Here is a 14,169-nt window from a genome sequence, read left to right on the forward strand (position 1 = left end):
GCAGCCCATCGCGACGCAAGGCAGCTCCTACAGGGATTCGTGTCCGCCGGTAGGAGCTGCCTTGCGTCGCGATGGGCCGCCAAGCGGCCCCCGAAACTCACACCTTGTTGGCCAGCGGCTGATCGAATGCCTGCCAGCCTCCACCCAAAGCCTTGTACAGCCCCACCAGCGCCTGTGACACCGCCGCCGAGCTGTCGATCCACTGCTCCTCACTGGCCAGCAATGCGCCCTGCACCGTCAGCACATTGAGAAAGTCCACCGCCCCTTCCACATACTGGCGCTGGGCAGTTTCCAGGGCGATGCGGTTCTGCCGCACCGCCTCTGCCAGGTGGTCACGGCGCAACTGGCTGGCGTTGTACAGGCGTAGCACATCGTCGATTTCATGCCAGGCGCCGAGCACCACCTTGCGATAGTTCAGCGCCGCTTCCTGCTGCTGTGCCTCGCGCAGTTCCAAGGTGCCCTTGAGCCGGCCACCCTCGAAGATCGGCAACGACAGTTGAGGGCCGAAGGCGAAGCGTCGTGAGTCCCAGCCACCCAGATCGGACAGCTGCATGGCCTGCAAACCGACGCTGCCCGACAGCCGGATACTCGGGTAGAAATCGGCCTTGGCCACGCCAATGCTGGCAGTCGCAGCATGCAGGCGAGCCTCGGCCTGGCGAATGTCCGGACGGCGCTCGGCCAGTTCGGACGGCAGGCCGATGGCAAAGTTCTGCTGCGGCATAGGCAGTTCGCCGCCCTTGAGCAGTTCAGCCTGCAAGCTGCGCGGCGGTTCGGCGGCGAGCAGGCTGAGGGCGTTGACCAGGTCGTCGCGGCGGGCCTCGAGGCTTGGCAGGCGCGATTCGATCGAAGCCACCTGGGCACTGGCCTGGGCCACGTCAAGCCGGGTGGCGACGCCTTCGGCCTGGCGGGCCTCGGAGAGCTTCAGGCTGTGCCGGGCGACCTTGAGGTTGTCCTGGGTGACATCGATGGTGTGCTGCACGGCGCGCAGCTGGATGTAGTTGCCGGCGGTTTCCGCAAGCAGTGCCAGGAGCACGCCGCGACGGTCGTTTTCGGCCACTTCGACAGTAGCATCGGCTGCTTCGACCTGGCGCCGCACGCGGCCCCACAGGTCCAGCTCCCAGCCGGCCAGCAGGTCGCCCTGCCAGAGGTTGAAGGCTGCCTTGCCCGCCTTGCCGGACGGGTCGCTCAGGCCATCGGCACTGTTGCGCGCGCGGCTATAGCCGGCGTTCACCTCCACCGACGGTACCTCATCGGCAGCGACACTGCTGCGCAGGGTCCGGCTTTGCAGCAGCCGGGCGCTGGCCATCTGCAGGTCCAGGTTGCGCTCGGCAACGCGCTGGATCAAGGCACTCAGGCGGGAGTCATGAAAGCTCTCCCACCAGCGCAGTTCCAGCGGTTCGGCCTGCGCCTGGCTGGCCGCCGCCTCGCCTTGCAGCGGCGCCCACTGTTGCGGTGCCTGGCTGTCGGGGCGCTGGAAATCCGGGCCCAAGGTGCAGCCGGCCAGCCACACGGCCAGCAGCAACGGGCTCAAGCGTAATGCCGGTTTCATCGCGTGCTCACCTCTTTGCCATGCAGCGTGTCGCCACGGGTATCGATGGTCGCTTCCACCGACATGCCCACGCGCAGGCGGGTTAACAGCGGCTGACCGTCATCGAAGACGATCTTCACCGGAATGCGCTGCACCACCTTGGTGAAGTTGCCAGTGGCGTTGTCCGGCTTGACCGCGGCGAAGGTCACCCCGGTGGCCGGGGCGATGCTTTCCACATGGCCGTGCAGCCGCTCGCCAGCGAAGGTGTCGACACTGATGCTCACCGCCTGGCCAGGCTGCACATGGGTCAGCTGGGTTTCCTGGAAGTTGCCGACCACGTAGGCCTGCTGCAACGGCACCACCGACAGCAGGCGGGCGCCCGGGTTGACGTAGGCGCCGACGCGCAGGGCGCGCTCACCGACCATGCCGTCCACCGGCGCCGTGATGCGGGTGTAGGACAAGTCGAGCTGGGCCTTTTCCAGCCCCGCCTCGGCACGCTTGAGCTGGCCATCGGCACTGGCCACCTGGGCACCGAGGATATCCACCTGTTTGCGCGCTGCCAGCAACGCCGCCTGGGCATTGGCCAGGCGTGCACGCGCCTGGTCGACCCTGCTGCGCGCCTGCTGGGCATTCTGCACGGTACCGGCGCCCTGCTCGGCCAGGCGGCTGTAGCGGTTCACTTCATGGTCGGCGAATGCGGCTTCGGCCTGGGCGGCTTTAACCTCGGCCTCGGCCTGGGCAATCAGTGCGGCCTGGCGCTCCAAAGTGGCCCTGGCGTCGGCGCTCTGCGCCTTGGCCACCAACAGCTGCGCCTGCGCGGCATCCAGCGCAGCCTGGTAGTCGCGGGCATCGATGGTCGCCAGTAGCTGGCCGGCCTTGACCTGCTGGTTGTCCTCCACCAGCACCTCCTTGATGAAGCCGGCGACCTTCGGCGCGACCACGGTGTAGTCGGCGACCACATAGGCATCATTGGTGCTCTGGCGGTGGTCGCTGCCGAACAGCCAGGGGCCGACGATGCCGGCCAGGACGGCCACGGCAAGCACCGAGCCGATGATCAGGGTCTTACGGTTGTTGGTCATTTCAGCAGTTCTCGAATTCACCCCAGGTTCAAGCCACCGCGCGCGGTGGGTAGACCCGGGTAGGCACGAAAGGAATCAGGCAGATCAAGGCCGTGGCAATGCCGGCCATGATCAGGTAGAGGTCGGCCGACGTCAGCACCAACGCCTGTTCGTGGATACGCTTGGCCAGGCCCACGGCGTTGTCGTCGACCAACGGGGCGTTGCCCAGGCTGTCCACCAGGTGGTTGGAATGAAAGTGCCGGCGTACGGTGCCCAGGGCGTCCAGCAGGCCACCGGCAACCACCGCTGCCAGGCCCTTCACGGTGTTGAACCAGCTGGAAGCGAAGGGGCCTTCCTGCGGGGACATGCCATTGGTGGACAGCATCAGCAGCGGCAGCACGGCCATCGGTTGGCCAAACACCTGCAGCAGGTAGAACGGATAGAAGTCGCCACGGATCCACTCGGCGGTCAGCAGGCTGCTGCCAAGGCAGGACACCGCCAGCAACGCCAGGCCGACGCCCAGCACCCAGCGGCAGTCCACTGCGCGGATGTTGCACAGCGCCGCCGTCAGTGGCAGGGCTACCAGTTGCGGCATCGCCACCAGCAGCATCAACGGGCTGGTCTGCGCCGGGCGATAGCCCTGCAGCTGCGCGAGGTAGGCCGAAGGGATGCTGCCCACACCGGAGAGCACGATCAGCACCCCGGCCAGGGTGACCAGGGCGAAACTCAGGTTGCGCCGCGACAGCATGCGCAACTGGAAGAACGGCAGCGGCTCGGACCACTCGTTGTACATGAACAGCACCAGCAACAGCAGGCCACCGCCGAGCAGCCAGCAGATCAGCGGCGAATCGAACCAGCCCCAGCGGTCGCCCAACGACAAGCCCAGCACGATGCAACTGATGGCAGGCAGGCCGAGCAGCACACCACGCCAGTCGAACTGCTTGAAGCGCTCCAGGCGAAGCGGGTCCTGCGGCAGGCCCCAGCCGACACAGGCCATCGCCAGTGCCGAGGGCAGGATGATCTGCCAGAACGCCCATCGCCAGCCGACGTATTCGGTCCACAGCCCCGCCAGCGGCGTGCCGAGGTTGGGCCCAAAGGTGGCGGTGAGCGCGTAGCAGGCCAGGCCATAGACCTTGATGCCCGGCGGCAGGAAGCGCAGGGCCACGCTCATCAGCATTGGCGGCAGCGCGCCCGAGGCGAAGCCCTGGAGCACACGCAGCAGCATCAGGCTGTGCAGGTTGGGGGCGAACGGTTGCAGCAGGCCGAGCAACGCGAACAAGCCAATGGCGCACAGGGTGAAACGCCGTAACGAGAAGGTGGTGGCCAGCCAGGGCGCGAAGGCCATGGCCGACACCGAGGCAGCGCTGTACACCGCCAGCAGCCAGGCGCCTTCGTCGGCACCGATACCCATGGCGCCGCGGATATCGGCCAGGGAGATCTTGGTCACCGATTCGTTGAGCCCTGCGCACAACACGGCCAGCAATACCCCGAACAGCCCGACCACTACCTGCAGGCCGAACGTGGCCTGCGCAGGGGCTGCCGGCGCAGGCGCGGCGAGCGCGGCAGATGGGGCGGACAGGGAACTCATGGGCAGACATCTCCGGCAACAAATTTGCGACTGGAGCAAGTCTAAGAAGGTCGAATGCTGACGAAAACTGACTTCTCGGTAGGTTTAAGTTGCGTCAGGCGCAATCCACATCAGCACTGCTTCCCGGGTATGCCGGCGAAGCAGCCAACCCGCGATCAAGGGTCGACACTGCAGCAAGCCTTCAAGATCTGCCGCAACCAGCGATGCGCCGGGTCATTGTGGAAGCGGGGATGCCATGCCTGCAGCACGGTCACCCGCTCCAACGGCACCGGGATCTCGAATGAACGCAGCGGTAGCCCAAGCTTGTGCACGCTGTTGAGAATATTCGCCGGCATCGGCAGGATCAGGTCGGAATCCGGTAGGGAAAACAGCGCCGAGTGAAAGCTCGGGGTAATCAACGCCACCCGCCGCTGCACCTTGCAGTTGGCCAGCTCGACATCGATCGGGCCGTTGGCACGACCACGGCGAGACACGCTGATCTGTGGATAACTGGCGAAACTGGTGGGCGTGATCGGCTGCTGGAAAATCGGGTGATCGCGCCTGGCCAGGCCCACATAGTAAGTCTGGAACAGGCTCTGCACCTTGATCTCCGGGCCCAGCTCCATGGTCGAACTGATGATCAGGTCGGTACGCCCGTCGCGCAGCACGCTGTCATCATCACCGCCGGGGCTTTCCGGCACGAAGCGCAGCACCGTGCGCGGCGCCTGTTCGTGCATGCGCCGTAGCAGCTGGGCGCCGTACAGGGCAATGAACAGGTCGTTGGTGCGGATGTTGAAGGCCCGGTCGAGCCTGGGCAGGTCGACTTCGTCGGCACTGCGGAACACCTCGCCGGCCTGCTCCACCAGGGTTGCCACCTGCTCACGCAGGGCCAGTGCCCGCGGCGTCGGCACCAGGCCACGGCCGGCACGCACCAGGATCGGGTCGCCCAGGGCATCACGGATACGCCCGAGGGTTCGGCTCATCGCCGCCGGGCTCAGGTTCATGCGCTGCGCCGCGCCGACCACGCTGCCTTCATCGAGCAGGGCATCGAGGGCGACGAGCAGGTTCATGTCCGGGAGTTGCATGGCCGTTTTCCGTGACAGCTGTGGGAATGGCGATGGTAGCAGGTTGGCGGATTGCACCAGACGCAATGCGCTCGTGCGTGGCGGGGCATTTATTAGCTGGCTGTGTTTGGCCATAAATGAGGCATTGGCACATCAGCCAGCCTCAGCCAAGGATCCCGCATGCCCAGCCCCGTCCTGATCGCCATCGACGCCTCCCCCGCTTCCACCGTCCTGCTCACCCTCGCCCGCCGCTATTGCCACCCAGGCGATCATGAATTGCACGTGCTGCTGGCCATCGACTCGACTTTCGCCGTGCACGACCAACCCGCGCCTTACACCACCGAGGAACTGGAGGAATACCCCGCCGCCTGCGAGGAACAACGCCTGGGTGACCGCGCCGTGGCCGAAGCGGTGGCGCTATTGCAACAGGCCGGCTTCGACAGCCAGGGCTGCGTGGTTGCCGGGCAGCCGGTCGAGGCAATTGTCAGCAAGGCACAGAAACTGAACTGCGAGCTGATCATCATGGGCCACCGCCACCTGTCGCGGCTGGGGCGGTTGCTGGACCCGTCGATCAGCGCGAAGGTGATCGACCGGGTTGAGGTGCCGGTGTTGGTGGGGGCTGCGGGTGGATGACTTGAGAGGTTTATCGCCTGTGAGATCGAGCGCCGCCCGCGCGGCGCTCGATCTCACAGGCGCCACACCACTCAAGGCGAACCCGGCTTCACCACCACCGTACAGGTCGTGCCCGCCGCCAGCAGGAACCCTTCCGGCACCTCATCGATGTGAATACGCACCGGCACCCGCTGCGCCAGGCGCACCCAGTTGAAGGTCGGGTTAACATCGGCAATCAGCTCGCGGCTTTGCGGGTTGTCGCGGTCGTAGATGCCACGGGCGATGCTCTCCACATGGCCCTTGATGCGCTCGCCGCTCATCATCTGCAGCTCGGCCTGGTCACCCACCTGCACATGCGGCAGCTTGGTCTCTTCGAAGAACCCATACACCCAGAACGAGTGCTCGTCGACCACCGCCATCACCGCTTCGCCGGTGCGCGCATAGTCACCCTTGTGGATATTCAGGTTGGTCACATAGCCGTCCACCGTGGCCACGATCTGCGTGCGCTTCAGGTTCAGCTCGGCTGCTGCCAGCTCGGCAAGGGCTTGCTGGTAATCGGCCTGGGCCGCGTTGGCGATGTTGCTGGCGTCGTCGCGGTTTTCCTTGGAGATCACCAGGTTGTCCATGTCGGCGCGGCGCTTGGCGTTGACCTTGCGCATTTCCCAGGTGGCCTTGCGCGAAGCGACCAGGGCCTTGGCCTGGTCGACTGCCAGCTGGTAGTGCTCGGGGTCGATCTGGATCAGCAGGTCGCCCTTCTTCACCCGCTGGTTGTCCTTGACCGGCACGTCCACCACATAGCCGGGCACGTCGGCGGCGACGTTGATGATGTCGGCGCGCACGCGGCCGTCACGGGTCCATGGAGTGGTCATGTAATGCAGCCACAACTGGCGACCGATCACCACGGCAGCGGTCAGCACCAGCAGGGTGGCGATCAGGCTGAAGAACTTTTTCATCGAAGGTTTCTCACCAGTAGAGCGACAGCGCCAGGGCGCCGAACAGACAGACGAACAGACTCAGGCGCAGCAGCGCCGGGTGCCAGAAGAAGCGGTAGCCATCATGGCTGGCGATGAACCGGTCCAGGCCCCAGGCCAGGCCCAGGGCGAACAGGAACATCAAGGTCATGGTGGGCATGTACACGCCATGGAAGGCGATTTCACGGGGCATGATTTCACGGAGCACGGTGCAGTCCTTTCGCCGGTGCCAGTGGCGACTGTGGGTCGAGCAGGGATGAACGGATGAAGTGCAGGTAGCTTTGCGCGCGACGCAGTACCGAGGTGTCGAAGTGCCGGGCGAACGGCTCGTCGGTGGCCTGTACGCGGGCAATGGCATGGTCCACCGCCACCAGGGCGCGTTCGTGGTTGCTGGCGCTGGGCTGCAGGAACAACCGTGCCAGCGCGCGGCCCATGACCCGGATGGCCTGGCGCCAGGGTTGCGACTCGGCGTAGGCCGGGTGCACCGGCGCGCGGGCCTGCTCCTTGCGCAGTTCGATGACTGCGTGGCCGATTTCCAGCACGGTGAACATCCAGCCCATCAGCTGGCTTTGTACCTGCGGCTTGCCGGCAGCCAGGCCATACGCCTGGTGCAGCAGGTCGCGGGTGCGGCTTTCGAAGGCCGAGCCCAGGCCGCGCAGGCGACCGCTGATGGCGAACAGCACCTGCTCGCGCAGTTCCTGCTCCAGGCGGCTCCACAGCCAGCGGCTGTTGGGCGGCAGGATGATCGCCCCGGCCGCAGCGCAGACGAACATGCCGATGACCATGCCGATGTAGTCGTTGATGAAGCTGTACGGGTCATACACGGTCAGGTTGTTCGGCACCGAGCCGATGGCGAAGAACACCAGCAGGCCGATGCCATAGCCGGCGTAGGCCGGGCGTGACGAGAGGAAGGCGCCGAACACGAATACCGGCGCCAGCACCATGCACAACAGCGGGAAACCGTCGATCCAGGGGAACACGAAGAAGGTTTCGAAGAAGCCGACGAAGGCGCCGATGGCGGTACCGCAGGCCATCTGGAACGACATGCGCTTGGGGTTGGGCGAAGCTGCCGACAGGCCGACGGTGACCGTGGCGATCAGGGTCATCATCGCCCCGCTGGGCCAGTCGCTGAGCAGCCAGTAACTGCCCAGCAGCAACAGCACCGCCGAGGCGCGCAGGCCGGCGGCCAGCGACACCAGCCAGCTGGTCTGCGCCACATAGGGCTCGTCCCATTGTTCGCGCTCGTGCCGGTGCGCGGCCAGCGAGGCGTGCGTCTCGGCATAGCTGTACATCTCGTCGACGAAGCGGTAGAGCAACTCGAAGGCCGTGTGGAAATCCAGCAGGTCGGCCTCGCTCGGCTCGGTCGTCAGGTACTCGGCGCGCAGGCTGCGCACCTGCGCCTGCAGGCCTTCCTTGTAAGCCGCCAGCTCCAGGGTCAGGCGCAACGCGTCGGCATCGGTCAGCGCCCGGCCGACGTAAGGTTGCAGCAACTCCACCAAGGTGTTCAGGCCTGGCTCGATGGCGCTGACGATCTGCAGCGGGCCACGCGCACGCAGGCGCTCCAGCAACCGGTGCAGGGCATTGAAGCGGGTGGTGATGGCCATGAACTCGCTGTTCATGCGCACCAGCCGGCCAGAGCGTCGGCGCATGTGCGGGTCTTCGAATGCGGTGACGTTGCGCAGGCTCTCAAGGCCCACTGCCTCGGCGACGAAACGCACGTTGCTGCTCTCGAAGCGGTCGCGCTGGCTGTCGCCGCGCAAGGCCTCGACCACTACTCCGGCGAATACGCCAAAGCGCTGGTACAGGGCGTTGCGCATGGCGGCACTGGCCGACTGCGGCAGGATCGCCGCGCTGACGAAGGTCGACACCAGGATGCCCAGGGCGATTTCCAGCACCCGCCATACCGCTGCCATGAATGCCTGGTCAGGGTGTTGCAGCACCGGCAGGCCGATCATCGCTGCGGTGTAGCCGGCCAGCACGAAACCATAGGCGCGGAAGGTGCGATAGCGCATCGCACCGGCCGAGCACAGGCCTACCCACAGGGCCAGACTGGGCAGGAACAGCTCGGTGTTCTGCGGAAAGATGGCGATCAGCGCCACCATCATCGCCGAACCGGCCAAAGTGCCCAGCACCCGGTAGAAGCTCTTGGCGAATACATGCCCGCTTTGCGGCTGCATCACGATGAACACGGTGATCATCGCCGTGCGCGGTTGCGGCAGTTCCAGGCGCATGGCCAGCCACAAGGTAATGAACGCAGCGGTCAGCACCTTGAAGATGTACACCCAGGTCACACCGTCGGTGCGCGCCCAGGCAAAGAAGCCCCGGCGCCATTCCAGGCTCTGCAGCCAGCGCACGGGCAAACTCGAAGTGCTCATTCGGCGTTATCCGGCTGCTGCTCGAAAATGGCCAGGGTGGCCGGGGTTTTCGGTGCCGCCTGGCGCTCTTCCTGCGGCACGTCCTGGCCAGCCTGCAAGCCACCACCCAGGGCGGTGACCAGTTCGGCATGGGCGATCAGGCGGGCAGCCTGCACCTGCTGCTGCACCTGCTGCTGGCGGAACAGCAAGGTCTGTGCGTTGAGCACGTTGAGGTAGTCGGTGAGCCCGCGCTGGAAGGCGATCATGGCGATGTCGTAGGTTTTTTGCGCGGCAGCGACCGACTCGGCGGCGAAGTGCGACTGCTCCTGCATCGACTCGCGTCTAATCAGCTGGTCGGAGATGTTCCTCAGCGCACCCACCACGGTCTGGTTGTAGCGCGCCACGGCCACGTCATAGCCTGCCGAGGCCACGCCCAACTGCGAGCGCAGGCGGCCACCGTCGAAGATCGGCAGGCTGATGGCCGGGCCGACGTTGTAGTTGAACTTGCGCCCGGTGAGGAACTCCAGCGGGCCACCGCCAGTGGCCATGAAGCCCAGGCTGCCGACCAGGTCGACGTTGGGGAAGAAGCCGGCGTGGGCGACATCGATGCCACGCGCCTGGGCAGCCACCTGCCAGCGGCTGGCGACCACGTCGGGGCGCTGACCGACCAGCTCGGCCGGCAGGTTCGACGGCAGTTTCAGCGGCGCGGCCAAGGCCAGGGTCGGGCGCTGCAATTGCGCACCCTCCCCCGGCCCCTTGCCGGCCAAGGCGGCCAGCTGGTTACGGGTCAGGGCAATTTCTTCATTGAGGCTATCCAGCTGGCGGTGGGTTTCCGGCAGCGGCGCTTCGGCCTGGCTGACTTCGAAGTGAGTGCCGATGCCGGCATCCAGGCGGCGCTTGGCCAGGGCCAGGATCTGCTCCTGCTGCTGCAGTTCGGCCTTGACGATATCGCGTTGGGCGAAGTGCAGGCTCAGCTGGATATAGGCGCGCACCACGTTGTTCTGCAGCTCCAGCTGCGCCTGGCGGGCTTCGGCCACACTCATGTGCGCCTGGTCCACGGCCTGCTCGCTGGCATTGCGTTCGCGGCCCCAGAGGTCGAGGGCATAGCTGAAACCGATGGCAGCGTTGTTGTCCCAGGTATTGGCCCCGGAAAGTGCACCAGGGCCGTAGAACTGGTCCTCAGGCCAGTTGTGGCGCTTGAGCGTGGCCTGGCCGTTGGCCTGGAGCTTCTCTGCCGACTCGACCACACCAGCCATGGCCTTGGCTTCGCGCACCCGCGCCGCCGCCATGGCCAGGCTCGGGCTGCCGGCCACGGCCAGGGCAACCCAGCGGTCCAGCTGGGGGTCGCCGTAGGCATGCCACCACTGCTGGTCAGGCCAGTGGGCGTCGCTGGCGGCTTCGCGTATGGCCGCGTCGGTGGTCAGGGTATTGGCTTGCAGCGTCTTGCTTTGCGGGGCTATGCCCCAGGTTCCGATACAGCCGCTCAAGGTGAGGGCAAGGGCACAGGCACTGAACGCATTGAGCGTTCTGATGATGCGACGCGGCACAGCTGCGATTTCCCGAGGAAGAGGTGATAGGGCCGGGCAATTCTAGGGGGCGCCAGCACTGGCGATAAGCGTGGATTCCTGCGAATCTTTGTTACCAAAACAGCGATAATCCGCCTTTGGTCGAAGGCAACTTTTCATCTTTTTTTCGTTACTTCGTGACACAATTTTGTCCTCTACATCGAGAGTGACCCATGGACACCCTGCAAAACATGCGTGCTTTCAGTTGCGTAGCCCAACTGGGCAGCTTTACCGCTGCCGCCGGGCAGCTGGATACGACCACCGCGAACGTGTCGCGGGCAGTCTCCAACCTGGAAGCCCATCTGCAAACAAGGCTGCTCAACCGCACCACTCGGCGCATTGCGCTGACCGAAGCCGGCAAGCGCTACCTGATGCGTTGCGAACAGATTCTTACCTATGTGGAAGAAGCCGAGGCCGAGGCCAGCGACGCCCATGCGCGCCCCGCCGGGCAATTGAAGGTGCACTCGATGACCGGGGTCGGCCAGCACTTCGTGGTCGATGCCATTGCCCGCTACCGCGAGTCGCACCCGGACGTGACCTTCGACCTGACCATGGCCAATCGCGTGCCCGACCTGCTCGACGAGGGCTATGACGTGTCCATCGTGCTGGCCACCGAACTGCCCGACTCGGGGTTCGTGTCGCAGCGCCTGGGCATCACCTACAGCATCGTCTGCGCCTCGCCCGCCTACATTGCCCGCCACGGCGTGCCGCACAAGCCCGCCGACCTGCTCAAGCATGCCTGCCTGCGCATGGTCAGCCCGGTGATCCCGCTGGAAAAATGGCTGTTCGACGGCCCGGAAGGCCAGGAAATGGTCAACATCACCAGCTCGCCGTTCATGGTGAATACCGCCGATGCCATGAAGACCGCGATTCGCAGCGGCATGGGGGTGGGCGTGCTGCCGATCTATTCGGCCATCGACGGCCTGCGTGACGGCAGCCTGGTGCGGGTGCTGCCCGAGTACCGCCTGCAGGAGTTGAACCTGTATGCGATCTACCCGTCGCGGCAGTACCTGGACGCCAAGATCAAGACCTGGGTCGAGTACCTGCGCAATTCGCTGCCAGAAATCCTCGCGGCGCACGAGGCCGACCTGAAAACCCATCAGGTGCTGATCGCCAATTAAAAAGCTGCTGCATTGCGGGGGCGGACAATGGTAGGTTGCTAACCAATGTCGGCCCTTTCGCGGGCACGCCCGTTCCTGCAGGAAATGCACAGGTCTGCAATCTGTGCGGGACCTGTGGCAGCGGGCCTGCTCGCGAATGCGCCCCACCGCCCCTCGCCTTGCAGAGAAGTAGCCCGATGAAAAAGACCGTCCTGGCCTTCAGCCGCATTACCCCGGCCATGGCCGAGCGCCTGCAGCAAGATTTCAACGTGATCCTGCCCAACCCCAAGCTGGGCGACATCAATGCCCAGTTCAACGAAGCCCTGCCCGAGGCCCACGGCCTGATCGGCGTCGGCCGCAAGCTGGGCCGGGCACAGCTCGAAGGCGCGGCCAGGCTGGAAGTGGTGTCCAGCGTTTCGGTCGGCTACGACAACTACGACCTGGACTACCTCAATGAACGTGGCATCGCCCTGACCAACACCCCGGATGTACTGACCGAAAGCACCGCCGACCTGGGCTTCTCGCTGATCATGGGCTGCGCCCGCCGCACCGCCGAACTGGATGCCTGGACCAAGGCCGGCAACTGGCAGGCCACCGTGGGCCCGGCCCACTTCGGCAGTGACGTGCATGGCAAGACCCTGGGCATCGTTGGCCTGGGCAACATCGGCGCAGCCGTGGCGCGCCGGGGCCACTTCGGTTTCAACATGCCGATCCTGTACAGCGGCAACAGCCGCAAGGCCGCGCTGGAGCAAGAACTGGGCGCACAATTCCGCAGCCTGGAGCAACTGCTGGCCGAGGCAGACTTCGTGTGCATCGTGGTGCCGCTGTCCGATGCCACGCGCAAGCTGATCAGCACCCGCGAGCTGCAACTGATGAAGCCGAGCGCGTTCCTGATCAACATCGCCCGCGGGCCGGTGGTGGACGAGGCAGCGCTGGTCGAGGCGCTGCAGAACAGCACCATTCGCGGTGCGGGCCTGGACGTGTACGAGAAAGAGCCGCTGGGTGATTCGCCGTTGTTCAGGCTGCCCAACGCGCTGACCTTGCCGCACATCGGTTCGGCCACTGCCGAAACCCGCGAGGCCATGGCCAACCGGGCAATCGACAACCTGCGCGCGGCGCTGCTGGGTGAGCGGCCGCGAGACCTGGTGAACCCGCAGGCGTGGAAGGGCTGATGCTTGCCTGACCCGGCGCGGCTCCTGTAGGAGCGGCCTTGTGTCGCGATGGGCCGCAAGGCGGCCCCGGCAATATCAGCGAAGAAGCTGAATCGGGGCCGCTACGCGCCCCATCGCGACACAAGGCCGCTCCTACACAGGTCGCGACAGCCCGGTTGCCAACTTGGGCTTGGGCTTGCGAAACACCAGCACATTCCCCGCCATCACCGCCACCAGCCCCAACAAGGCCGGCGCCGTCCATTGATAGCCCTCGGCCACCGCCGACACGTTCAACGCCACCAACGGGAACAGCACCGTGCAGTACGCGGCCCGCTCCGGCCCCATGCGCCCGACCAGGGTCAGGTAGGCAGTGAAGGCGATCACCGACCCCGGGATGACCAGGTACAGTAACGAGCCGATATAGCGCGCATTCCACTCCATGCTGAACGGCACGCCGCTGATCACACAGAACAGCGCCAGCATCGCTGCCCCGTAGACCATGCCCCAGGCATTGGTGGTCATGGGCTTGAGCCCGGCCTTCTGCTGCATGCTCGAGAGCATGTTGCCCGCCGAGAAACACAAGGTGCCGAGCAAAGCCAGGCCAAGGCCATACAGGGTCTCGCGGCTGGCCGTGTGGTGCGACAGCTCCGGCCAGAACAACAGGCCCAGGCCGAGCAAGCCCAGGGCGCCACCGCCGAGCACATTGCCGGCAATCTTCTGGCCAAAGAAGATCCGAGCGTTTAGCGCGTTCCACAAGGTGGCAGTGGAAAACACCACGGCAATCAGGCCGCTGGCGATCCACTGGCTGGCGCTGAGGAAGCAGATGAAGTTGACGCAGAACAGGCACAGGCCCTGGGCCAGGCAGATCTGGTGACCACGGCGGTTCATCGGCTGCAGGCGGCGGGTGAACAGCAGGAAGGCGAACAGGATCAGACCGGCCAGGGCGAAGCGGTAGACGATCGAGACCGGAATGGCGACCACGCCCAGCTGCAGTTTGAGGGCGATCCAGGTAGTACCCCAGATCAGCACGGTAAGTAGATAGAGTGACAAGTTCATGGTGGCGGTTCCTTGGGCCTTTCAAGATCGGTGCCCGGCGCTTCGCGGCTTTAGCCGCGAATCGAGGGCACAGCCCTCGCCGAGGCATCCCAGTGTTCTCCGCTCGGACAACCGCGCGCTTGCACAAACTTGCGCATTTGTCC

The 14,169-nt window shown here is 65.4% G+C and carries 12 protein-coding genes; 3 read left to right on the forward strand and 9 right to left on the reverse strand.

Annotation, left to right across the window (positions count from 1 at the left end; translation table 11 throughout):
- Positions 1-97 precede the first annotated feature (97 nt).
- The 4 genes from HU763_RS20405 to HU763_RS20420 form a co-directional block, all read right to left on the reverse strand.
- Positions 98-1,549: an efflux transporter outer membrane subunit gene (locus HU763_RS20405; RefSeq protein WP_186685391.1), complete on the reverse strand. Its 1,452-nt coding sequence runs from the start codon at positions 1,547-1,549 to the stop codon at positions 98-100.
- Positions 1,546-2,607 (reverse strand): HlyD family secretion protein, encoded by a 1,062-nt coding sequence (locus HU763_RS20410; RefSeq protein WP_170032521.1) that lies wholly within the window; start codon positions 2,605-2,607, stop codon positions 1,546-1,548. The genes HU763_RS20405 and HU763_RS20410 overlap by 4 nt, the downstream gene beginning before the upstream one ends.
- Before the next feature lie 28 nt (positions 2,608-2,635).
- A complete protein-coding gene (locus tag HU763_RS20415; RefSeq protein WP_186685393.1) occupies positions 2,636-4,174 on the reverse strand; it encodes an MFS transporter in 1,539 nt (512 codons plus the stop codon).
- 155 nt (positions 4,175-4,329) lie between these two features.
- On the reverse strand, positions 4,330-5,238 hold the full coding sequence (locus tag HU763_RS20420) for a LysR family transcriptional regulator (RefSeq protein WP_186685395.1): 909 nt from the start codon (positions 5,236-5,238) through the stop codon (positions 4,330-4,332).
- 159 nt (positions 5,239-5,397) lie between these two features.
- Here HU763_RS20420 and HU763_RS20425 point away from each other — a divergent pair, with 159 nt between their 5' ends.
- Positions 5,398-5,850 (forward strand): universal stress protein, encoded by a 453-nt coding sequence (locus HU763_RS20425; protein ID WP_186685397.1) that lies wholly within the window; start codon positions 5,398-5,400, stop codon positions 5,848-5,850.
- Positions 5,851-5,921: 71 nt separating this feature from the next.
- Here the strand turns inward: HU763_RS20425 and HU763_RS20430 are convergent, their stop codons facing one another.
- The 4 genes from HU763_RS20430 to HU763_RS20445 are packed head-to-tail and all read right to left on the reverse strand — an operon-like array spanning position 5,922 to position 10,701.
- Positions 5,922-6,782 carry an efflux RND transporter periplasmic adaptor subunit gene (locus HU763_RS20430; RefSeq protein WP_186685399.1) on the reverse strand — a complete coding sequence of 287 codons (861 nt, stop codon included), beginning with the start codon at positions 6,780-6,782 and terminating at the stop codon, positions 5,922-5,924.
- Between the two features lie 10 nt (positions 6,783-6,792).
- A complete protein-coding gene (locus HU763_RS20435; protein ID WP_008097766.1) occupies positions 6,793-6,993 on the reverse strand; it encodes a DUF1656 domain-containing protein in 201 nt (66 codons plus the stop codon).
- Between the two features lie 4 nt (positions 6,994-6,997).
- Positions 6,998-9,175 (reverse strand): FUSC family protein, encoded by a 2,178-nt coding sequence (locus HU763_RS20440; protein ID WP_186685401.1) that lies wholly within the window; start codon positions 9,173-9,175, stop codon positions 6,998-7,000.
- Positions 9,172-10,701 carry an efflux transporter outer membrane subunit gene (locus HU763_RS20445; protein WP_186685403.1) on the reverse strand — a complete coding sequence of 510 codons (1,530 nt, stop codon included), beginning with the start codon at positions 10,699-10,701 and terminating at the stop codon, positions 9,172-9,174. The genes HU763_RS20440 and HU763_RS20445 overlap by 4 nt, the downstream gene beginning before the upstream one ends.
- A gap of 191 nt (positions 10,702-10,892) precedes the next feature.
- On the opposite strand from HU763_RS20445, the gene HU763_RS20450 reads away from it, so the two are divergent.
- A complete protein-coding gene (locus tag HU763_RS20450) occupies positions 10,893-11,840 on the forward strand; it encodes a LysR family transcriptional regulator (RefSeq protein WP_170032535.1) in 948 nt (315 codons plus the stop codon).
- 176 nt (positions 11,841-12,016) lie between these two features.
- Positions 12,017-12,991: a 2-hydroxyacid dehydrogenase gene (locus HU763_RS20455; protein ID WP_186685405.1), complete on the forward strand. Its 975-nt coding sequence runs from the start codon at positions 12,017-12,019 to the stop codon at positions 12,989-12,991.
- Between the two features lie 132 nt (positions 12,992-13,123).
- On the opposite strand, the gene HU763_RS20460 is transcribed toward HU763_RS20455, so the two are convergent.
- Positions 13,124-14,026, reverse strand: a complete 903-nt coding sequence (locus tag HU763_RS20460) for a DMT family transporter (protein ID WP_186685407.1) — start codon at positions 14,024-14,026, stop codon at positions 13,124-13,126.
- Between the last annotated feature and the right edge of the window lie 143 nt (positions 14,027-14,169).

Source organism: Pseudomonas anuradhapurensis (assembly GCF_014269225.2).
GTDB classification, from domain to species: domain Bacteria; phylum Pseudomonadota; class Gammaproteobacteria; order Pseudomonadales; family Pseudomonadaceae; genus Aquipseudomonas; species Aquipseudomonas anuradhapurensis.